Origin of the sequence: Mesorhizobium huakuii (genome assembly GCF_014189455.1) — a bacterium.
In the GTDB taxonomy this organism is placed as follows: domain Bacteria; phylum Pseudomonadota; class Alphaproteobacteria; order Rhizobiales; family Rhizobiaceae; genus Mesorhizobium; species Mesorhizobium huakuii_A.
Genome location: NZ_CP050296.1, coordinates 3,447,606 through 3,467,793, shown reverse-complemented (window position 1 = coordinate 3,467,793; position 20,188 = coordinate 3,447,606). Strand labels below are relative to the sequence as shown.

18 protein-coding genes, 1 pseudogene and 1 riboswitch are annotated in these 20,188 nt (G+C 62.9%); of the genes and pseudogenes, 15 read left to right on the top strand and 4 right to left on the bottom strand.

Features of this window, described 5'->3' with window-relative positions:
- Positions 1–106 precede the first annotated feature (106 nt).
- The 5 genes from HB778_RS17225 to HB778_RS17205 all read left to right on the top strand — a co-directional run bounded on the left by HB778_RS17225 (position 107) and on the right by HB778_RS17205 (position 5,762).
- The gene (locus tag HB778_RS17225) at positions 107–1,696 is read left to right on the top strand and encodes an ABC transporter substrate-binding protein (protein ID WP_183464891.1); all 1,590 of its coding nucleotides are present in this window, start codon (positions 107–109) and stop codon (positions 1,694–1,696) included.
- Between the two features lie 114 nt (positions 1,697–1,810).
- A complete protein-coding gene (locus HB778_RS17220; RefSeq protein WP_183464890.1) occupies positions 1,811–2,650 on the top strand; it encodes an alkaline phosphatase family protein in 840 nt (279 codons plus the stop codon).
- 319 nt (positions 2,651–2,969) lie between these two features.
- The gene (locus tag HB778_RS17215; protein WP_032933953.1) at positions 2,970–3,536 is read left to right on the top strand and encodes a sigma-70 family RNA polymerase sigma factor; all 567 of its coding nucleotides are present in this window, start codon (positions 2,970–2,972) and stop codon (positions 3,534–3,536) included.
- The gene (locus HB778_RS17210; protein ID WP_183464889.1) at positions 3,533–4,201 is read left to right on the top strand and encodes an anti-sigma factor; all 669 of its coding nucleotides are present in this window, start codon (positions 3,533–3,535) and stop codon (positions 4,199–4,201) included. The genes HB778_RS17215 and HB778_RS17210 overlap by 4 nt, the downstream gene beginning before the upstream one ends.
- Before the next feature lie 163 nt (positions 4,202–4,364).
- Positions 4,365–5,762 (top strand): S8 family serine peptidase, encoded by a 1,398-nt coding sequence (locus HB778_RS17205; protein WP_183464888.1) that lies wholly within the window; start codon positions 4,365–4,367, stop codon positions 5,760–5,762.
- 26 nt (positions 5,763–5,788) lie between these two features.
- Here HB778_RS17205 and HB778_RS17200 read toward each other — a convergent pair whose 3' ends face one another.
- Entirely contained in the window at positions 5,789–6,811 is a 1,023-nt protein-coding gene (locus tag HB778_RS17200) for a substrate-binding domain-containing protein (protein ID WP_183464887.1), read from the bottom strand.
- Between the two features lie 365 nt (positions 6,812–7,176).
- On the opposite strand from HB778_RS17200, the gene HB778_RS17195 reads away from it, so the two are divergent.
- The 5 genes and pseudogenes from HB778_RS17195 (at position 7,177) to HB778_RS17175 (ending at position 13,737) form a co-directional block, all read left to right on the top strand.
- On the top strand, positions 7,177–8,532 hold the full coding sequence (locus HB778_RS17195) for an ABC transporter substrate-binding protein (protein WP_183464886.1): 1,356 nt from the start codon (positions 7,177–7,179) through the stop codon (positions 8,530–8,532).
- A gap of 225 nt (positions 8,533–8,757) precedes the next feature.
- A pseudogene (locus tag HB778_RS17190) lies at positions 8,758–9,770 on the top strand (carbohydrate ABC transporter permease).
- 1 nt (position 9,771) lies between these two features.
- The gene (locus tag HB778_RS17185; RefSeq protein WP_183464885.1) at positions 9,772–10,926 is read left to right on the top strand and encodes a carbohydrate ABC transporter permease; all 1,155 of its coding nucleotides are present in this window, start codon (positions 9,772–9,774) and stop codon (positions 10,924–10,926) included.
- A gap of 4 nt (positions 10,927–10,930) precedes the next feature.
- A complete protein-coding gene (locus HB778_RS17180; protein ID WP_183464884.1) occupies positions 10,931–12,595 on the top strand; it encodes an alpha-glucosidase family protein in 1,665 nt (554 codons plus the stop codon).
- Positions 12,596–12,624: 29 nt separating this feature from the next.
- Complete coding sequence (locus HB778_RS17175) at positions 12,625–13,737, top strand: ABC transporter ATP-binding protein (protein ID WP_183464883.1); 1,113 nt, start codon at positions 12,625–12,627, stop codon at positions 13,735–13,737.
- Between the two features lie 67 nt (positions 13,738–13,804).
- Here HB778_RS17175 and HB778_RS17170 read toward each other — a convergent pair whose 3' ends face one another.
- The 3 genes from HB778_RS17170 to HB778_RS17160 form a co-directional block, all read right to left on the bottom strand.
- On the bottom strand, positions 13,805–14,044 hold the full coding sequence (locus HB778_RS17170; protein ID WP_183464882.1) for a DUF680 domain-containing protein: 240 nt from the start codon (positions 14,042–14,044) through the stop codon (positions 13,805–13,807).
- Between the two features lie 71 nt (positions 14,045–14,115).
- The gene (locus HB778_RS17165; protein WP_183464881.1) at positions 14,116–14,325 is read right to left on the bottom strand and encodes a DUF680 domain-containing protein; all 210 of its coding nucleotides are present in this window, start codon (positions 14,323–14,325) and stop codon (positions 14,116–14,118) included.
- A 73-nt stretch (positions 14,326–14,398) separates the two neighbouring features.
- On the bottom strand, positions 14,399–14,596 hold the full coding sequence (locus tag HB778_RS17160) for a DUF680 domain-containing protein (RefSeq protein WP_183464880.1): 198 nt from the start codon (positions 14,594–14,596) through the stop codon (positions 14,399–14,401).
- 491 nt (positions 14,597–15,087) lie between these two features.
- Positions 15,088–15,288, top strand: a riboswitch (cobalamin riboswitch).
- A gap of 115 nt (positions 15,289–15,403) precedes the next feature.
- Here HB778_RS17160 and HB778_RS17155 point away from each other — a divergent pair.
- The 5 genes from HB778_RS17155 (at position 15,404) to HB778_RS17135 (ending at position 20,175) form a co-directional block, all read left to right on the top strand.
- The gene (locus tag HB778_RS17155; protein ID WP_183464879.1) at positions 15,404–16,651 is read left to right on the top strand and encodes an aromatic ring-hydroxylating oxygenase subunit alpha; all 1,248 of its coding nucleotides are present in this window, start codon (positions 15,404–15,406) and stop codon (positions 16,649–16,651) included.
- Between the two features lie 20 nt (positions 16,652–16,671).
- Positions 16,672–17,766 carry a hybrid-cluster NAD(P)-dependent oxidoreductase gene (locus tag HB778_RS17150; protein ID WP_183464878.1) on the top strand — a complete coding sequence of 365 codons (1,095 nt, stop codon included), beginning with the start codon at positions 16,672–16,674 and terminating at the stop codon, positions 17,764–17,766.
- A 142-nt stretch (positions 17,767–17,908) separates the two neighbouring features.
- On the top strand, positions 17,909–18,340 hold the full coding sequence (locus HB778_RS17145; RefSeq protein WP_183464877.1) for a PqqD family protein: 432 nt from the start codon (positions 17,909–17,911) through the stop codon (positions 18,338–18,340).
- Positions 18,341–18,373: 33 nt separating this feature from the next.
- Entirely contained in the window at positions 18,374–19,423 is a 1,050-nt protein-coding gene (locus HB778_RS17140; RefSeq protein ID WP_183464876.1) for a serine kinase, read from the top strand.
- Positions 19,420–20,175 carry a glycosyltransferase family 2 protein gene (locus HB778_RS17135; RefSeq protein ID WP_183464875.1) on the top strand — a complete coding sequence of 252 codons (756 nt, stop codon included), beginning with the start codon at positions 19,420–19,422 and terminating at the stop codon, positions 20,173–20,175. The genes HB778_RS17140 and HB778_RS17135 overlap by 4 nt, the downstream gene beginning before the upstream one ends.
- The last annotated feature ends 13 nt before the right edge of the window (positions 20,176–20,188 follow it).

Sequence of the window (20,188 nt, the reverse complement as noted above, 5' to 3'; positions counted from 1 at the left end):
ACCGCCGGGCTGGGGCGACTGTCGTCATCGGTATGCAACACTAAAGCGCCACACGTCCTTGCGGACGGGCGCTGCGCGTGACGTTGTTTTCAACAAGGGGTAGGACATGAAGACTGAACTCGACCATCTCGCTGATCTCGCCGGCCAGGGCCGGATATCGCGTCGCGACTTCCTTGGCCGCACCGCGGCACTGGGTGTGTCGGCGGCGCTGGCAACGACGCTGGCCGGGAAAGCCTTCGCACAGACGCCGGTCAAGGGCGGCATCCTCAAGGCCGGCCTGCAGGGCGGCGAGTCGACCAACAGCCTCGACCCGGCGCTGAACCTCAGCCAGGTCACTTTCAGTTTCTGCAAGCAGTGGGGCGAATTTCTGGTTCGCCTCAAGCCGGATGGTGGCGTGGAGAACCTCATCGCCGAGGAGATCGGCGCTTCCGCCGACGCCAAGACTTGGACGATCAAGGTGCGCGACGGCATTGAATTCCACAATGGCAAGACCGTGACCGCCGACGACGTCGCGGCGACGCTCGAACGTCACGCCGACGAGAAGTCGAAGTCGGGCGCGCTGGGCGTGCTGAAGAACATCAAAGGCATCAAGCCGAATGGCGAGGAAGTGGTCGTCACGCTGGGCGACGCCGATGCCGACTTCCCCTATCTGATGGCCGACTACCATCTCGTCATCCAGCCGAATGGCGGCAAGGACAATCCGAATGCCGGCATCAGCGCCGGCCCCTACAAGGTCACAGTCAACCAGCCCGGTGTGCGTCATGGCGGCGAGCGCTTCGCAAATTACTGGCGCGGCGACAAGGCGGGCCATGCCGACCAGATCGAGATCGTCGTCATCAATGACGCGACGGCGCGGCTGGCCGCGCTGCAGGGCGGCCAGGTGCAGATGATCAACCGTGTCGAGCCGAAGGTCGTCGACCTGGTCAAGCGCATCCCCGGCGTCAGCATCGAGAACGTCTCGGGCCGTGGCTACTATCCGTTCAACATGTTCTGCGACACGGCACCGTTCGACAACAATGACCTCAGAATGGCGCTGAAGCTCGCCATGGACCGCGACGAGCTGTTGGAGAAGATCCTGCGCGGCTATGGTTCGGTCGGCAACGACTTCCCGATCAACGAAGCTTACCCGCTGTTTTCCACCGATATCGAGCAACGCAAGTTCGATCCGGAAAAGGCGGCCGCGGCCTACAAGAAGTCTGGCCATAGCGGTTCGATCCTGCTGCGCACCTCGGACGTCGCTTTCCCGGGCGCCGTCGATGCCGCCCAGCTTTACCAGCAGAGCGCCGCCAAGGCCGGCATCAAGATCGAGATCAAGCGCGAGCCCGGCGACGGCTACTGGTCGGAAGTCTGGAACAAGCAGCCCTTCTCGCTCTCCTACTGGGGCGGCCGGCCGACGCAGGACCAGATGTATTCCACCGGCTATGTCTCGACCGCCGACTGGAACGACACCCGCTTCAAGCGGCCGGAATTCGACAAGATGCTGTTCACCGCCCGCGCCGAACTCGACCAGGCCAAGCGCAAGGCGATCTACCATGACATGGCGGTGCTGATGCGCGACGAAGGCGGGCTGATCGTGCCGTTCTTCAACCAGTTCATCGACGCCGCCGCCACCAACAAGATCAGCGGCTACGTCAAGAACCCGAATGGCGAAATGATGGATGGCTATGCGTTGGCTGAGTGCTGGCTCAACGCTTAGCCGAACCCTGCCTGTTTGATTCACGTGCCCGTCTGATTCACGTGTAAGAACGCCGTGTGCCCGAAACGGCATGCGGCGTTCCCGTTTTAACTGCTAGACATCATGGAGTAGCCCGTGGCGCTCAAATCCAAGCTTCTGCTGATCATCCTCGATGGCGTGCCCTATCGGAACTGGCGCCGGCTGATGGGCAATCTCGAGGGTTGGGTACAATCGGGCGAAGCGCGGGTCTGGAAGATGCGCTCGGTGCTGCCGTCGACCTCGGCCTGCTGCTACGCCTCGATCCACACCGGCGTGTCGCCGCAGGTGCACGGCATCCTTTCCAACGAGAACCGCTTTCGCGTCGGGCAGCCCGACATCTTCTCGGAAGTCAGCAAGGCCGGCGGCAAGACCGGGGCGGTAACCCATTCCTACTGGTCGGAATTCTTCCGGTCCTACCCGTTCGATCTGGTCGAGGACATGGAATATGACGAGCCCGGCGGGCCGATCACGCATGGCCGGTTCCACACCATGACCGGCTACAACGCCCGCAACCAGATGACGCCGAGCGATGTCGACCTGTTCGCGACGCTGACCATGCTGACGAAACGCCACGGCATCGACTACGGCATCCTGCACACTTGCACACTGGACTCGATGGGCCATCGCTTCGGCCATGACTGCCATGAGATGGACCATGCCGTCTATGCGATGGACGGCATGCTGGCCGCCTTCCTGCCGGGCTGGATCGCGGCAGGCTACGAGGTGATGGTCACCGCCGATCACGGCCAGACCGACCGCGGTCACCATGGCGGCCATGACGACGAGATGCAGGATTTCGCGCTGTATTATTTCGGTCCTGCGAAAGGTCCCGAGGACGATACGCTGCTCGACCAGTTGCAGTTGGCGCCGACGGTGCTGAGCCGGCTCGGCGTGCCGGTGCCGGCGACGATGAAGGCTAAGTCTTTCTTGAGTTGAGCGCGGCTCTTCCTTCTCCCCTTGTGGGAGAAGGTGGATCGGCGCGTAGCGCCGAGACGGTTGAGGGGTGGGTGACGGAGCGCGGCGTGAAAAGATGGAAGGATCTGAAGCGCTTAATTCTGTAAAGCAGAGATCCTTCGCACACCCCTCATCCGACCTCGCTTCGCGAGGCCACCTTCTCCCACAAGGGGAGAAGGGAAGACGCGCCACTGGCAACCTCCCCTTTCTTCAGTTAGCCTCCGCAAATTCCTTGGCGGAGGATGAACCTTTTGGACCGATCAGCGACAGAGCAGACAGGAGCCAGGCGGCTCGACCGGCCATGACGGCAGCGACGGAGACCGATCGCGCGCTTGTCGACCGGGTCGCGAAGGGCGACCGTGCCGCCGTGCGGCTTCTGTTTATGCGTCACCACGCGCGGGTCTACCGCTTCGTGGCGCGCCAGACGGGATCGGAAATGATGGCTGACGATATCGCGAACGAAGTGTTTCTCGAACTGTGGCGCCAGGCGCCAGGCTTCGAAGGGCGCTCCGAAGTCTCGACATGGCTGCTCGGCATCGCCCGGTTCAAGGCGCTGTCGCTGCTGCGCAAAAAGAAGGAAGACTGGATCGACGACGAGGCCGCCGCCGCGGTGCCCGACGGCGCCGACACGCCGGAGGTCGTCACCATGAAAGAGGACAAGGCCGCCGCCTTGCGCCGCTTCATCGACGCCTTGCCCGAAGAACACCGCACGGTGATCGATCTTGCCTATTATCATGGACAATCGGTGACCGAGATCGGCGAGGTGCTCGCCATCCCGGTCGCGACGGTCAAGACCCGGATGTTCTACGCCCGCAAGAAACTCGGCGAGGCCCTCAAGGCCGCCGGTTACGACAGGGGGTGGCCATGAGCGCCGCTGAAAAGATGTCGCGCCGCGACGAAATGGAAACGCTGCTGCCGTTCTACCTGAACGGCTCGCTGGAAGGCTCCGACCTCGAAGCTGTCGAGGAATGGCTGGCGACCGATCCGGCGGCAATGGCAGCCCTTGGCGAGGCCGAGGCCGAATTCTCCGGCACATCCGCCGCCAATGAAGCGATCCGCCCGCCCGCCGATGCGCTCAGCCGCTTCGCCAAAGCGCTCGATGCCGAGGCCGGCCCCGCACGCAAGCCGGCCGGCTCATCCTGGCTGGCGCAGGCCTGGGGCCGCTTCATGGCGGTGCCGGTTGGCGTCGCCTGGGCGGCGGCGGCGGTCCTGCTGGCGCTGATCGCGGTGCAGTCCCTGGTTCAGCCCGGCGGCAAGGGCAAGGACTTCGAGATTGCCGGTGCGCAAGACGATCTGGCGAAAATGCCGTTCGCCCTGGTCAAGTTCAAGCCGGATGCGAAGATGTCGGACATTTCGGCATTCCTCGGCAGCAACGGGCTGAAAATCATCGGCGGACCGACCGCCGACGGCGTCTTCCGGCTGGCCATCCCCGCCACCAACGCCGCCGACTACGCCAAGCAGCTTAGCCTTATTGCTGCCCAGCCTTTCGCGGACACTGTGATCGAGGGAAGGAAACCGGCTGATGGCGGCTGAGGCGGCCCTTCGATTTGCGGCAATCCTTGAGCGGGTCGGCGTTTCACGGAAACACCGACCCGCTCAATGTTCCTGTTTTGACGCAATTCCCAAGGGAAAGCGCTTTGCGCTTTTCCCGAGAAAACCGCTACGCACTTTTCTTGGAATTGCTTTGGCGGCGGCGATGACAATCGCCGCCGTGCCTGCGTCGGCACAGACCAATGCCGCCACAAGCGACCAGACGAAAATAGACTGCCGCAACGGCACCAATGCGGCCGGCGCCGACTGCGCAAAGGACGGCGGCGGCGCCAACGACAATGCCGGTGGTGCGGGTCCTGCCCAAGCCGGCGCAGTCTTTCTGCCCGCTCTGATCGTCGACCTGTTTCCCAATCCGGTCGCGCCTCCGGAACCGGTGCCGGCGCCACGACCGGAACCGGCGACGCCACCCGGCAACAATCAAGCCGGCCCGCCGGCCGGCGGACCGATCATCTCACCGACCGATCTCATCGCCGTTCTGCCGCCGCGCGCGGTGGCCGGCGAGTTCGTACCCGACGAGGTGCTGGTGACGGTTGACGGCGATGCCGGCGCCGTGCAGCAGATCGCTGCTTCCTTCGGCCTCGAAGTGCGCTCGCAGCGCCAGTCCCGGCTGCTCGGCACCACATTGGTGCGCTTCGGCATTCCCGACGGCCGTCCCGTCGGCGTCGTGCTGGCGCAGCTTGCCGCCGATGGCCGCACCCAGCGGCGCGAGCCCAACCATATCTATACACTGCAGCAGGCCGCGGGCATCGTGAACTATGCCTTCGGCCGCATCGAACTCGATTCCAAGCAGGCGAGCGGCGAGAACGTCAGGGTTGCCGTCATCGATACCGGCATCGACGACGCCAATCCGGCGCTGGCCGGCGTCATCGCCGCGCAGTTCGACGCCATGCCTGACGTGCCGATCGAAAAGCGCGATCACGGCACTTCGGTCGACGGGCTGATCGCCGGCGTCGGCGCGCTGGAAGGCATGGCGCCCGGCGCCAGGATCTATCACGCCCGCGCCTTCGAAGGCGGCAAGTCGACCATGGACGTCATCCTGTCGGCGCTCGACTGGGCGGCGGAGCAGAATGTCAGCATCATCAATATGAGCTTCGTCGGGCCGAAGAATGATCTGCTCGGCGCCGCCTGCCGCAATGCCCGCGCGCTCGGCATGGTGCTGGTCGCCGCCGCCGGCAACAACGGCCCGAAGGCGCCCTATGGCTATCCGGCGGCCTTCGACGGCGTCATCGCGGTGACCGCGACCGACGCCAAGGACGGGCTGATGCCGCAGGCAAATCGCGGCGCCTATGTCTTCATCTCGGCCCCCGGCGTCGAGATGGTGGCACCGAGCGGCGCCGGCTCCGATGTCGTCACCGGCACCTCGTTCGCCGCGGCGATCGTGAGCGGCGCCATCGCCAATCTCCTCCATGCTTCGCCCGACCGCTCGGCCAACGACATCGAGAAAGCGTTGGCGGCAACGGCGAAAGATCTCGGCCCGAAAGGGCGCGACAATGATTTCGGCTATGGGCTGCTGGACCTCAAGGCGGCGGAAGCGGCGAAGTAGTTGTCTGCCGCTATCAGCCTGCCTAGCTACCCCGGCGCTCCGGCGACCGAGCCTCGCACCACCAGGTCGACCGGCCAGACCTCGCCGCGGGCGCCTTCTTCCAGCCCCGATATCCGCGCCGCCAGCCGTTCGGCGACGCGGGCGCCGGCGAGACGGATCGACGAGCGTGTCGTCGACAGCGGCACGGAAAAATTCTCCGGCTTCAGCCAGGGAAAGACGTCGTCATGGGCGATCAGCGAGACATCGCCGGGAATCGTCAGGCCGAGGTCGCGCACCGCGCGCACGACGCCCAGCGCCATGATCAGGCTGGAGCAGGCGATCGCCGTCGGCGCGTCGCCCGCCTCGAGCAGACGCCTGGTGGCGCGATAGCCGTTCTCCTCGGTCATGACCACGGAGCAGACGTGGCGTTCGCCCAAGGTCAGCCCGCTTGCGGCAAGCGCCCGGCGCACGCCGCGCTCGCGGTGGATGGCGAAGGTCTCACGGTCGTCGCCATTGATCAGCGCCAGCCGCCGGTGGCCGAGCTGCACCAGCAGCCGCGCCGCCTCGTGGAAGGCACCCTCATTGTCGATATCGAGATAGGGATAGTCGAAATCGAAGCCTTCGCTGCGACCATGGACGAGGAAAGGAATGCCGAGCGTGCTGACCAGCGCCACCCGACTGTCCTGCGGCCGCGGCGAAGAGATATAGACGGCATCGACCTGCCGGTTGGCGACGATGCGCCGGTAAGTCGTCTCCTGGTCGTCGGCATCGGCCGGCGACAGAACGAGGTCGAGCTCATGCGAGCGGGCATAGTCGCCGAGGCCGGACAGGAATTCGACGAAATGCGGATCGATGTCGACGGCCGCGCCCGTCGGCAGGACATAGCCGATCATGCCGGACTTGCCGGTCGCCAGCCGCCGCGCGCTCGGATTGGGGCGATAACCATGGCGCTTGGCCGCGTCCATGACACGCCTGCGCGTTTCCTCGTTGACCTCCGGGTAGCCGTTCAGTGCCCGGCTTACCGTGGTCTGGGAGAGCGCCAGCATTTGCGCGAGCTGCTTGAGGTTCACAACGGTCTCCATTCCCTCAAAGCGCTTTTAAATTGAATCGACCCAAGCGCCACTAGGGCGCGACGGCACCGGGACGACCATAGTCAGGGTTGGGACCGGTTTGAAACAAAAAATTGCTGTTGCGTTGCCAAAAAAGCATGCTGCGCTGCACTTTTCAGCGTCAGAATCCGCAGAATTAAATCGATTAGCTAAAGCGAGCCTCTTGACTTCCGCTCGATTCAATGGCGTGATCGGAAAAGCCAAAGCGCTTTGGAAGACTCTTCGAAAGGTTGCGGTTTCCTTGCGACTGAGTCACAGTCCTGCCGCGTCGGCGGGCGGAATGGAGGTTCCGTCCGGTGTATGTGACCCACTGGGAGGGAATACCGATGAAGAAAATGCTTTTGCTGGGCGCTGCGTTTGCCACGTTCGCCCTGAGCGCGCCCGCGCATGCCGAACTGAAGTTCAAGCCGGGCGAGGACAAGCGCTTCAACTGGGCAAATTACGAAGAGCTCAAGAAAGTCGATCTCAAGGGCGAGACCCTGACCATCTTCGGACCCTGGCGCGGCGAGGACGAGGGTCTGATCCGCACGGTTCTTGAATATTTCCAGGAAGCGACAGGCGCCGAGATCAAATACTCCTCGTCGGAGAATTACGAACAGCAGATCGTCATCGACACCCAGGCCGGCAGCCCGCCCAACATCGCCGTGCTGCCACAGCCTGGCCTGATCCAGGACCTGGCGTCGAAGGGCCTGTTGACGCCGCTCGGCGACGATACCGCCAAATGGGTCAAGGATAATTACGGCGCCGGCCAGTCCTGGGTCGACCTCGGCACCTTCAAGGACAAGGACGGCAAGCCCGGCTTCTTCGCCTTCCCCTACAAGGCCGACGTGAAATCGCTGGTCTGGTACTCGCCGGATAATTTCAAGGAAGCCGGCTACACGGTTCCGAAGACGCAGGAAGAACTCGCCGACCTCGAGAAGAAGATCATCGCCGATGGCGGCACGCCATGGTGCATCGGGCTCGGTTCGGGCGGCGCCACCGGCTGGCCGGCGACCGACTGGGTCGAAGACCTGATGCTGCGCACGCAGCCGCCGGAAGTCTACGACAAATGGGTGAAGAACGAGATTCCGTTCAACGATCCGGCGGTGGTCAACGCCATCGACATCTTCGGCAAGATCGCGACCAACGACAAGATGGTGGATGGCGGCGCCAAGGCGGTCGCGGCGACCGATTTCCGCGACAGCCCGAAGGGCCTCTTCTCGGTCCCGCCGAAATGCTATCTGCACAAGCAGGCGTCGTTCATCCCGACCTTCTTCCCGGAGGGCACCAAGGTTGGCCAGGACGCGGACTTCTTCTATTTCCCGCCCTATGCCTCCAAGCCCGAACTCGGCACGCCCGTGCTCGGCGCCGGTACGCTGGCCATGATCACCAAGGACTCCAAGGGTGCGCGCGCGTTCATCGAATTCCTGAAGATGCCGCTTGCCCATGAAATCTGGATGGCCCAGGGCGGTTTCGTGACGCCGTTCAAGTCGGTCAACAAGGATGCCTATGCCAGCGACGCGCTGCGCAAACAGGGCGAAATCCTGGCCAACGCCTCGACGTTCCGCTTCGACGGCTCCGACTTGATGCCCGGCAAGATCGGCGCCGGTTCGTTCTGGACCGGCATGATCGACCTGGTCGGCGGCAAGTCCGCCCAAGATGTCGCCACTGACATCCAGAAGAGCTGGGACGCCATCAAGTAGGCGGCTGGCCGAATTCGGGAACGAGCACAGTTCTCGCAGTGGATCCGGGCCTCGCCGTCCGGATCCCACAGCGGCCCACGCCGCAGCTTTTCGTCATGAGCGCATCGACATGAAGCGCATTTCCGCACGTGAGTTTTTTTGCGGCCGATTGCGCTCCGACAACTGAATCGGCGCCTGATCCCGAGGTTATCAAGCCTCACCGGGTCATGCGTAGGGGAGGAATGCATGGCGTCTCAGATTTTCTCGGCCATATTTGTCATCATCGTCGGCGTCGGCGGCTGCGTCGCCTATTTCTGGGGCGCCAACAAACTGGTCGACCTGATATTCCCGTCGCGCGGCGTTGCCGGCGCCGCGGCCATCGACAATCTGCGCCGGCAAGGACTCGTCCGGCCGTGGCTGTTCGTCGGACCGGCGATGATCATCCTGACCATCTATCTCATCTACCCCGTGGTCGAGACGCTGCGGCTGTCGTTCCTCGATCGCGGTGGCGTCAACTTCGTCGGCCTGGCCAACTATCAATGGGCCTTCGGCGACCGTGAGTTCCGCAACTCGATCCTCAACAACGTGCTGTGGCTGGCTGTCGTGCCCGCCGCCTGCACCTTCCTCGGCCTGATCATTGCCGTGCTCACCGACAAGATCTGGTGGGGCACGATCGCCAAGAGCCTGATCTTCCTGCCGCTGGCCATCTCCTTCGTCGGCGCCAGCGTGATCTGGAAATTCATCTACGAGTATCGCGGCGACGGCCAGACGCAGATCGGCATTCTGAATGCTGTTATCCAGCATTTCGGCGGTCAGCCGCAGGTTTGGATATCGCTGCCGTTCTGGAACAATTTCTTCCTGATGATTATCCTGATCTGGATCCAGACGGGCTTTGCCATGGTCATCCTGTCCTCGGCGCTGCGCGGCATTCCGGAAGAGACGCTGGAAGCCGCCGTCATCGACGGCGCCAATCCGTTCCAGATCTTCTGGAAGATCATGGTGCCGCAGATCTGGGGCACCATCGCCGTGGTCTGGACCACGATCACCATCCTGGTGCTGAAAGTGTTCGACATCGTGCTGACCATGACCAACGGCCAGTGGAACAGCCAGGTGCTGGCCAATCTGATGTTCGACTGGATGTTCCGCGGCGGCGGCGATTTCGGCGCGGCGCGACAATCGCCATCATCATCATGATCGCGGTCATTCCGATCATGGTCTGGAACATCCGCCAGGCCAACAAAGAAACGGGAGGGCATTGAGATGGCCGTCGCGACCGGAAAGTCCTTCGCCAGCCGCTTCGGCGTCCACATAGCGGTGCTGGTCTTCGTTACGATCTGGACCATCCCAACGCTGGGCATCCTGGTCTCCTCGCTGCGCGTCAAGGACCAGATCATCGCCTCGGGCTGGTGGAACTCCTTCTCCAGTTCCACCCAGACCGAAGCCGGCCGCCTGCCCGCCGCCTCGACGCAAGTCCAGAAGGACGGCAAGTTCGTCCTCGAGGGCAACATCTTCGGCGACGGCGCCAAGCGCAACATCAGCGCCTTCGGCGTCAAGTCGGCTGCACCGACCCAGTATCCCGCCGGCACGTCGGCCGATCTCGGCGACGGCGTGACCTTGCAGCTCAACGCCGACGGCAGCTTCGTCATGGCTTCGCCCAAGGCGTTCGAAGGCGACCGCGGGCAGCGCGTTTACTATGCCTCGTCGGCGCCGCCGAAATTCACCCCCGACAACTACAAGACCGTGCTGTTTTCCGAAGGCATCGGCCGCTCGTTCATGAATTCGCTGACGGTCACCATTCCGGCGACCGTCATTCCGATCCTGATCGCCGCCTTTGCCGCCTACGCACTGGCCTGGATGCGTTTCCCCGGCAGGGCGCTGCTGATCGCGGTGATCATCGGCCTCCTGGTGGTGCCGTTGCAGATGTCGCTGATCCCGCTGTTGAAACTCTACAACGGCGTCGGCACGTTCTTCGGCGTACCGTCGAAAACCTATCTCGGCATCTGGCTGGCGCATACCGGTTTCGGCCTGCCCTTCGCCATCTATCTGCTCAGGAGCTACATCGCCGGCCTGCCGCGCGAAATCATGGAATCGGCGCGCATCGACGGCGCCAGCGATTTCGAGATCTTCGTCAAGATCGTGCTGCCGCTGTCCTTCCCGGTGCTGGCCTCCTTCGCCATCTTCCAGTTCCTGTGGGTATGGAACGATCTCTTGGTGGCGATGGTTTTCCTTGGTACGGAAGCAGACCAGATCGTGCTGACGGCCAAGCTCAACGCACTGCTTGGCTCACGCGGCGGCGATTGGGAGATCCTGACGACCTCGGCCTTCGTGACCATCATCGTGCCGCTGATCGTGTTCTTCTCGCTGCAGCGCTATTTCGTCCGCGGGCTGCTTGCCGGTTCGGTGAAAGGAGGCTGAGACAATGCAATCCGCTTTGAAAGCCAGTTCGAACCCTGACCTCGCCATCGACCGCGACTGGTGGCGAGGCGCGGTGATCTACCAGATCTATCCGCGCAGCTACCAGGATTCGAACGGCGACGGCATCGGCGACCTCAAGGGCATTATCGGCAGGCTTCCCTACATCGCCGCACTCGGCGCGGACGCCATCTGGATCTCGCCCTTCTTCAAGTCGCCTATGAAGGATTTCGGCTACGACGTCTCGGACTATTGCGACGTCGATCCGATGTTCGGCACGCTGGCGGATTTCGATGCGCTGACGGCGGAGGCGCACAGGCTCGGCCTCAAGGTGATGATCGACGAAGTGCTGTCGCATACCGCCGACAGCCATCCCTGGTTCAAGGAAAGCCGGTCAAGCCGCAGCAATCCCAAGGCGGACTGGTATGTCTGGGCAGACGCCAGGCCCGACGGCACGCCGCCCAACAACTGGCTGTCGATCTTCGGCGGCTCGGCTTGGCAGTGGGACACCAGCCGCCAGCAATATTATCTGCATAATTTCCTGGCCGAGCAGCCCGACCTCAACTTCCACAACCGCGAAGTCCAGGACGCGCTGCTCGATGTCACCCGCTTCTGGCTAGAACGCGGCGTCGACGGCTTCCGCCTCGACACGATCAATTTCTATTTCCACAGCCAGTGCCTGGAGAACAATCCGCCGCTGCCGCCGGAAGAGCGCAACGACCAGACCGCGCCGGCGGTCAATCCCTACAATTACCAGGACCATATCTACGACAAGAGCCGACCGGAAAACCTCGGTTTCCTCGAACGCTTCCGCGCCCTGCTTGACGAATATCCGGCGACCGCCGCTGTCGGCGAGGTCGGCGATTCACAGCGCGGGCTGGAAGTCGTGGCGGCCTACACCGCCGGAGGCAAGCGCGTGCATATGTGCTATTCCTTCGATTTCCTGGCGCCGGAAAAGATCAGCGCGGCCAAGGTCCGCTCGGTGCTGGAAGCCTTCGGCAAGGTCGCCAGCGACGGCTGGTCGTGCTGGGCGTTTTCCAACCACGACGTGATGCGCCCGGCCTCGCGCTGGGCGGCCGGCGAAGCCGACCTGATCGCCTATCTCAAGGTCATCTCGGCGCTGCTGATGTCCTTGCGCGGCTCGGTCTGCATCTATCAGGGCGAAGAGCTCGGGCTCGGCGAAGCCGAACTGCGTTTCGAGGATCTGCAGGATCCCTATGGCATCCGCTTCTGGCCGGAATTCAAGGGCCGCGACGGCTGCCGCACGCCGATGGTATGGGATGGCGACGCCAAGAATGGCGGCTTCTCCCAGGCAAAGCCCTGGCTTCCGGTGCCGGCCAAGCATCTGGCGCAGGCGGTCAATGTCCAGCAGGGTGACCAGGCTTCGCTGCTCGAGCACTATCGGCGCTTCCTGACCTTCCGCCGCGCCCATCCGGCTCTGGCCAAGGGCGACATCACCTTCATCGAAAGCGAGGGCGACACCGTCGCCTTCACGCGCCGCGCCGGCAATGAGCAGGTCGTCTGTGTCTTCAACCTCGGTGCCAAGCCGGCCAAGGTTGACCTTGGCAACCGATCCCTGCAACCTTTGCCGGGACACGGGTTTTCCGGGCAGGCAAGCACCGGTTCGGTCGAGCTCGGCGGTTACGGCGCCTGGTTCGGACGGATCGACTGAGTTTTTGAGACATCACTGGGAGGAAACCAATGGCCGATGTCAATCTGAGACAAGTGAAGAAATCCTACGGCAACCTGCACATTCTCCACGGCATCGACCTCGATATCAAATCGGGCGAGTTCATCGTCTTCGTCGGCCCGTCGGGCTGCGGCAAGTCGACCTTGCTGCGGTCGATCGCCGGGCTCGAGGAAATCACCTCCGGCGAACTCAAGATCGCCGGTGAGGTCGTCAACGACGTGCCGCCGTCCAAGCGCGGCATCGCCATGGTGTTCCAGTCCTATGCGCTCTATCCGCACATGACGGTCTACGACAACATGGCGTTCTCGATGAAGATCGGCAAGGAGAACAAGGCCGAGATCGACCGGCGTGTGCGCCAGGCGGCGGAAATCCTGCAATTGACCAAATATCTCGACCGGCTGCCCAAGGCGATGTCGGGCGGGCAGCGCCAGCGCGTCGCCATCGGCCGCGCCATCGTGCGCAATCCGAAAGTGTTCCTGTTCGACGAGCCGCTGTCGAACCTTGACGCCGCCCTGCGCGTTGCCACCCGCATCGAGATCGCCAAGCTGAAGGAATCGATGCCCGCCACGACCATGATCTACGTCACCCACGACCAGGTCGAGGCAATGACTCTGGCCGACCGCATCGTGGTGCTTAAGGACGGCCATATCGAACAGGTCGGCACGCCGATGGACCTCTACAAGAAGCCCGGCAATCTGTTCGTTGCCCAGTTCATCGGCTCGCCGGCCATGAACATCCTGCCGGCGACCATCGACAAGACCGGAAACCCGACTGTCGTCAGCCATGTCGGCGGGCGCAAGGCGACCGTGCCGATCTCGACGCCAGCCTCGGCGAAGGGTGCGGCGGTAAGCTTCGGCGTGCGGCCGGAAGACCTCATGGTCGCCACCGGCGCGGACTATCTGTTCGAGGGAACGGTCGACTATGTCGAGCAGCTCGGCGAGGTCCAGCTGGTCTATGTCGACATCGGCCGTGCCGACCTGCCGCTGGTGACCAAGCTGCCCGGCAATGTCGAGGTCAAGCGCGGTTCGACATTGCGGCTGAGCGCCAATGCCGAGGACCTGCATATCTTCGATGCGGACGGACATTCCTTCGCGCTGCAAAAGCCGGAAGCAAAGGCGGCCTGAGGCTTCGGATCGAAAAAAGAGCGGCGGGCCAGGCCCGCCGCTCTTTTTGGAAAATTAGCTTCGGCTGTTAGTGGTTGCCGAAGAGGTTCCGGTCGCTGCCCTGAGGCGCGGACTTCTGCGCGTCGCCCGACGAATTGAGCAGCTTGTAGACGGGCGAGCCGTTGCCGCGGATCGAAGCCGTACGCGAGTTGTCAACCGAGGTCGCCGCAGGCTGGTTGGCGGCATTGGAGCCATAATTGTCACTGCCGGCGAAGGCACTGCCGGAGATGGCCAGAACGGCGGCGGCGGCAAGGATGATCTTCTTCATTTCAAGTCTCCTGAATTTCTGGATTTCGCCGGGACAGCGGGTATGCCCGCCGTCCCGCTGCGAACCGGTTGTTAGTTGTTGCCGAAAAGGTTGCGGTCAGCGCCCTGCTGAGCAGGCGCCTGAGTGGCCGGAGCCGACTTCTTGATCGAAGCGGTGTACGAACTGTCGTTCGAAGCAGCGGCAGCCTGGTTGGCGCCGGTGGAGCCATAGTTGTCGCTGCCGGCGAAAGCGCTGCCGGAGATGGCCAGAACGGCGGCGGCAGCAATGATGAACTTGTTCATGTTAGGTCTCCTGAATTTCTTGAGGTCGGCCGGAGCGGCGGGCGAAAAACCCGCCATTGGCCGGGATCGGCTGTTAGTTGTTGCCGAAGAGGTTGCGGTCAGCACCCTGAACAGGCGCCTGAGCAGCCGGTTCCGACTTCTTGGTCGAAGCGGTGTGCTGGCTGTCGACAGCCGCGGCTGCAGCGGCATTCGAACCATAGTGGTCGCTACCAGCGAAGGCGCTGCCGGAAATGGCCAGAAGGGCAGCGGCAGTGAGAACAATCTTTTTCATTTTGGGCACTCCAGTATTTTTCTGTCCGTCTAGCGGCGTGTCTTGGGATTAAAATCGCGTCGTTCGGACAGCCCCGATGTGGGAAAGCCAGCCAGCCGTTTCCAATCACGAAGTTGTTCCGTGTGGACCAAGAATCCACCACTTGAAATTGTGCCAAGGCCTTCCTGGCCATATATTTTTGTTTTTGATATCAAACTGTTAGGCAAACCAGCGCTGCGATCACCAACTGTATCGGAGCCTCAGCGTTCACACCGTCCTGCACGCACCGTCAACAGAAACGAACCGTTCGGTTCGATTTTAGAATCTGCTAATAGTTACTTTTCGATACCGTTAACCTTTTTAGCGCCCGTTCCGGGTCGATTCTGACAGCAGGTACAGCCGTGACCGCGACGATTTTCGTGACTGCCGCCTTGACCCGATCGTTTCGCATGCGTGTCGCGCCACATGGATGCGATGTCGCTTTCATGCCGATGTCGCATCCGCTGTCGTGATTAGATCAGGCCATCTCAGGTGCCGCTTCGTGACGACGGGGCGGAGAATTGGGAAGCCGGTCAAAGTCCGGCGCTGCCCCCGCAACGGTGGTGGAGTTCAAGTCGCAACGGGAGACCACTGGGCGAAAGCCTGGGAAGGTGTCGCGACCGTCCGCAAGGACACTCCAGAGCCCGGAAACCAGCCCGAGATAGTTGAACTCGACTGATCGCGGTGGGCGGTCAAGAGGCGGATGCTGCATATCCGGCGCGAGCCGGCGTGCGGTCGATCCTTCCTCAATCACCACCATAGTCAGTCCTTGAACGAAGAGGACAGGACATGGATGCGCGCAACGATATGCTGAGGCTCTTGAACAGCCGCAGAGAGGGTTTCTCACTCGAGCAGCCCTTCTACACGGATCCCGATTTCTTCAAGCTCGACATGGAGCTGATCTGGTATCGCGACTGGCTGTTCATCGGCCATGATTGCGAACTGCCGAAGCCCGGCAGTTTCATCACCGTGCAGATCGGCGACTATCCGGTCGTGCTGGTGCGCGATCAGCAGGGCAAGATCAATGCCTTCCACAATTCCTGCCGCCATCGCGGCAGCCGCGTCTGCAACACCGACAAGGGTATGGCCGCCAAGCTGGTCTGTCCCTATCACCAGTGGACCTATGAGCTGGACGGAAGGTTACTGTTTGCCCGCCAGATGGCAGATGGTTTCGACAAGAGCCAGTTCGGCCTGAAGCCGGTCGCCTGCGAAAGCGTGGCCGGCTACATCTTCATCTGCCTGGCCAAGGAGGCGGCGGACTTCGCGCCGATGCGGGCGATGATCGAACCCTATCTCAAGCCGCACCGCTTGAGCGAAGCAAAGATCGCCTTCGAGAGCACGATCGTCGAGAAGGGCAACTGGAAGCTCGTCTGGGAAAACAACCGCGAGTGCTACCATTGCGCCGGCAATCACCCGGAACTGTGCAAGACCTTCCCGGAAGCCCCGACGGTGACCGGCGTGCAAGGCGCCGACAGCGATCCGGAGATGCTGGCGCACTGGGCCAAATGCGAGGCGGCCGGCCTGCCGAGCAAGTTCCGCATCGACCCGGCCGGGCAATTCCGCGCCACAAGGGCGCCGCTGCTGCGCGACGCGGTCAGCTACACGATGACCGGCAAGCGGGCGGTGAAGAAGAACCTCTCCGACAGCGTGTCGGCCGACCGCATCGGTACGTTGATGCACTATCACTACCCGACGACCTGGAACCATATCCTCATCGACCATGCCGTCACCTTCCGCGTGCTGCCGATCAGCGCGACGGAAACGGCGGTGACGACCAAATGGCTGGTCCACAAGGATGCGGTCGAAGGTGTCGACTACGATCTTGCCGAGCTCACCCATGTCTGGACCGAGACCAACGACCAGGATCGCCGCATCGTCGAGGAGAACGCCTTCGGCATCCTGTCGCCGGCCTATGAGCCCGGCCCCTATTCCGAGTTGCACGAGGGCGGCGTGATCCAGTTTGTCGACTGGTATGCGCGCTTCATCGGCCCGCGCCTTGCCGACGACGGCAGGCCGGCGCTGCGCAGCGTTGCTTGAGAGGTTGAGGGATGAATGCGATGACGGATCTTGGCCTCTATCGCCATCTCGACCAGATGGCGCCCTGGAACGACAGGCTGCAGGTGCTGGAAGTGATCGGCGTCAGCGACGAAGCGCCTGACGTCAAGACCTTCACCTTCCGCTCCGACAACCAGACCTGGTTCCGCTACAAGCCGGGCCAGTTCGTGACGCTGGAACTGCCGACGCCGGACGGGCCGCTGATGCGCACCTATACGCTGTCGTCGTCACCGTCGCGGCCGTTCTCGATCGCGGTGACGGTGAAGGCGCAGGCCGGCAGCATCGGCACGCGCTGGATGTTCGATCACCTGAAGCCCGGTTCGCACGTCAAGGCCTATGGGCCGAATGGCGACTTTTCTCTGCACAGCCACCCGGCGGCCAAATATCTGTTCATCTCGGCCGGTTCCGGCGTGACGCCGATGATGTCGATGCTGCGCTGGCTGAACGACTGCGCGCCGTGGACAGATGTCGGCTTCGTCAATTGCGCCCGGCGCGCCGAAGAGATCATCTTCCGCAAGGAGCTTGAACTGCTCGGCGGTCATATGCCCGGCCTGTCGCTCGGCTTCATGATCGAGGAGCGGTCGAGCCGCGAGGGCTGGTACGGCCATATGGGCCGCATCGACGCCATCCGGCTGCCGCTGCTGGCGCCCGATTTCCGCGAACGCGAAATCTTCTGCTGCGGTCCGGACCCTTTCATGCGCGCCGTGCGCGGCATGCTGGAGGCCGCCGGCTTCGACATGACGAAATACCACCAGGAGAGCTTTGCCGCACCGATGGTGGAGGAAATCCCGGCGCCGTTCGCTGCGCCGGACAGTGTGGCTGTTCCCGTCGAAGCCGCAACACCGATCCGCTTCGCGCTTTCGGACGTCGACGCGGAATGCGTCGCCGGCCAGACCGTGCTGCAGACGGCGCGCGCTTCGGGCGTGCGGATCCCCGCAGCCTGCGAATTCGGCCTGTGCGGAACCTGCAAGGTGAAGAAAGTCTCCGGCGCTGTCGAGATGAGCCACAATGGCGGCATCCTCGATCACGAGATCGATGACGGCTTCATCCTCGCCTGTTGCTCGAAGCCGCTGTCGGCGCTCGAAATAGAGGCGTGATCGGCTCGCGCTCCCAGCCGGCCCCCAAATGGCTGGAGTCTTGCCGGCTCCGCTTACCTTGCCAACGAAGAACCGAGCGTTTACAGGCGTTGTCAGTGGACGCGATCCTGCGGGTGGGCGGGGATTGCGAAGCGGGGCAACAATGACACGTGATTGCGACGCCTATGCGGTTGCGAGCAGGGACATCGTCTTCGAATCCTTCGATGGCGAGGCCGTGGTGCTCAACCTTGCCAACGGCAAATATTTCGGCTTTTCCGATTCCGGCAGCAGGGTCTGGCAGGCGCTCGCGTCCGGGATCGATGCCCGGGCCCTGATCGGGCTGACCGCCGGCGGTTCGACACTCGGCGCGGCTGAACTCGAACACTTCATATCGCAATTGCTCGAACTGGGTTTGCTGGTGCCTTCGGAAACGGCGGCGCAACCGCTGCCGGGCGAGTTGCCTGCCGAGCTTGCCGCCACGAGCGAGCCGCTCGATGTGAGCATTCACGACGACCTCGCCGATTTGATCATCGTGGACCCCATCCACGAGGTCGAGGAACCCCTCGGCTGGCCGGCGGTCAAGCAGGCATCCTGACGAGCCGGGTGGGTCTGAGATAGAGGGCGCAGGATGCCGCGCGTCACGCTCGAAACCTTGCCGGACTACGCCCGGCATCTCATCACCGCCGCTGAAGATGCCGCTGCATGTTATCCGGCCGCGCGGACGATCCGCCTGCCCCGGCTGGAGCTGATCGCGCATGTCGCTCCCGGTGTGCTCGCCGAGGCGCTCGGCCACGCCTTCTTGGAGGCCGAGGACGACCTGGCGGAGCCATCGACATGCCGCATCTTCACCGTTCATCCCGGCATTGGCGGCATCCCTGAGCCGGCGCGATGGGGCGATGCGCATTTCACCGAATACGGCTTTGCCGAACGGCTCGCCGGGGCCGAACTGCGTGGCCACTATTTTCACGATCTGGATTTCTGGCAGGTCTACGATCCGGAGCGCCGCATTGGCGTCCAACTGATGACCTCGCCCGATGCTTTTCCGCCCTGGGAGCCGACAGCACCGCTGCGTGCCTTCCTGCACTGGGAATATGCGGCGCGCGGCATGCGGCTGACCCATGCCGGCACGCTCGGCGCCAATGGCAAGGGCGTGCTGCTCGCCGGCGCGGGCGGCGCCGGCAAATCCGGCACCGTCGCCGCCGGCCTGCTCAACGGGCTCGACAGCGTCGGCGACGACTATGTGCTGATCGATCTCGCCGGCGGCGTGACCGCGCGGCCGCTGTTTTCAACACTGAAGCAGGACCCGCAAGGTTTCGCACGGCTGGGCCTGCAGCAGCGACTGATGATCGAGAGCCCCTTGAACTGGCAGGGCAAGCACACGTTTCACATTGCCGACATCGCGCCCCGGCCGGTGCCTGCAGCGCTGGACATCGTTGCGCTGGTGGTGCCACATATCGGCGGTGGCGAGACGAGTTCGATTGTGCCAGTGTCGCGTCGAGACGCCATGATTGCACTGGCACCGTCGGGCATCATGCAGATGCCGGGGGAGCGCGAAAGCGGCTTCCGTTTCTTCGGCGATCTTACCCGCCAGCTGCCAAGCTACCGTCTGTCCCTGGGAACGCATCCCGAGGAGATCGCCGGCACTCTTGCGGATTTTCTGACGCGAGTTGTTTCGTGAAATTGAGCGTGATCATGCCTGTCTACAACCGCGAACGCTATGTCGTTCCGGCCTTGCGCTCGTTGGTGCGCCAGCGCGATGCCGCCGATCTCGACATCATCGTCATCGACGACGGCTCGACCGACGGTTCGGCGGAGGCCGTGCGTTCGATGATGGTCGAGAACCCCTGCATCCGGCTGTTCCGGCAAGAGAATATGGGTGTCGCCAGGACTCGCAATGCCGGGCTGAGGCAATTGCCTGCGGACGCCGAGTTCGTTTCGTTCCTGGATTCCGACGACATCTCGCTGGCCGGGCGCTTCAAGACCGATCTTGCGCGTTTCGGCGAGAGCCCCGGCTTGGAGTTGACCTATTCGCTGATGACGCTGGCCGACCGGATTGACGACGAGAGACTGGAGCCTGCGGTCGACAGCCGCACCATGACGATGCGGGGAATTTCGCTGAGCATTGCCCTGTTCCGCAGGAGCCTTGTCGAGCGAACGGGCCAATTCGACGAGGAGTTCGAACAGGCCGAGGACACCGACTATCTGCTGCGGGTTTTCGAAACGGGTGCGAACTACGAGTTGCTGGACACCGTCGCGATCTACTACCGGCGCCACGCCGGGAATGTCACCAAGGAACATGACAGCCGGGTCCGCAATCATCTGCGTGCAATCCACAAGTCGATGCGACGACGCAAGGCCGACCCGTCGCTGCGCGAGGTTCAAGGTATTTTCGAGCTGAAAAGCGCATCTGCTGATTGGCGGATGATGTAATGCCGCACGTCGT

What these genes read in the sequence shown, in the direction of transcription:
- HB778_RS17205 (WP_183464888.1), top strand. Translation starts at nt 4,365, where the DNA reads ATGACAATCGCCGCCGTGCCTGCGTCGGCACAGACCAATGCCGCCACA.
- HB778_RS17195 (WP_183464886.1), top strand. Translation starts at nt 7,177, where the DNA reads ATGAAGAAAATGCTTTTGCTGGGCGCTGCGTTTGCCACGTTCGCCCTG.
- HB778_RS17225 (WP_183464891.1), top strand. Translation starts at nt 107, where the DNA reads ATGAAGACTGAACTCGACCATCTCGCTGATCTCGCCGGCCAGGGCCGG.
- HB778_RS17150 (WP_183464878.1), top strand. Translation starts at nt 16,672, where the DNA reads ATGACGGATCTTGGCCTCTATCGCCATCTCGACCAGATGGCGCCCTGG.
- HB778_RS17145 (WP_183464877.1), top strand. Translation starts at nt 17,909, where the DNA reads ATGACACGTGATTGCGACGCCTATGCGGTTGCGAGCAGGGACATCGTC.
- HB778_RS17210 (WP_183464889.1), top strand. Translation starts at nt 3,533, where the DNA reads ATGAGCGCCGCTGAAAAGATGTCGCGCCGCGACGAAATGGAAACGCTG.
- HB778_RS17180 (WP_183464884.1), top strand. Translation starts at nt 10,931, where the DNA reads ATGCAATCCGCTTTGAAAGCCAGTTCGAACCCTGACCTCGCCATCGAC.
- HB778_RS17140 (WP_183464876.1), top strand. Translation starts at nt 18,374, where the DNA reads ATGCCGCGCGTCACGCTCGAAACCTTGCCGGACTACGCCCGGCATCTC.
- HB778_RS17215 (WP_032933953.1), top strand. Translation starts at nt 2,970, where the DNA reads ATGACGGCAGCGACGGAGACCGATCGCGCGCTTGTCGACCGGGTCGCG.
- HB778_RS17170 (WP_183464882.1), bottom strand. Translation starts at nt 14,044, where the DNA reads ATGAAGAAGATCATCCTTGCCGCCGCCGCCGTTCTGGCCATCTCCGGC.
- HB778_RS17155 (WP_183464879.1), top strand. Translation starts at nt 15,404, where the DNA reads ATGGATGCGCGCAACGATATGCTGAGGCTCTTGAACAGCCGCAGAGAG.
- HB778_RS17185 (WP_183464885.1), top strand. Translation starts at nt 9,772, where the DNA reads ATGGCCGTCGCGACCGGAAAGTCCTTCGCCAGCCGCTTCGGCGTCCAC.
- HB778_RS17160 (WP_183464880.1), bottom strand. Translation starts at nt 14,596, where the DNA reads ATGAAAAAGATTGTTCTCACTGCCGCTGCCCTTCTGGCCATTTCCGGC.
- HB778_RS17165 (WP_183464881.1), bottom strand. Translation starts at nt 14,325, where the DNA reads ATGAACAAGTTCATCATTGCTGCCGCCGCCGTTCTGGCCATCTCCGGC.
- HB778_RS17175 (WP_183464883.1), top strand. Translation starts at nt 12,625, where the DNA reads ATGGCCGATGTCAATCTGAGACAAGTGAAGAAATCCTACGGCAACCTG.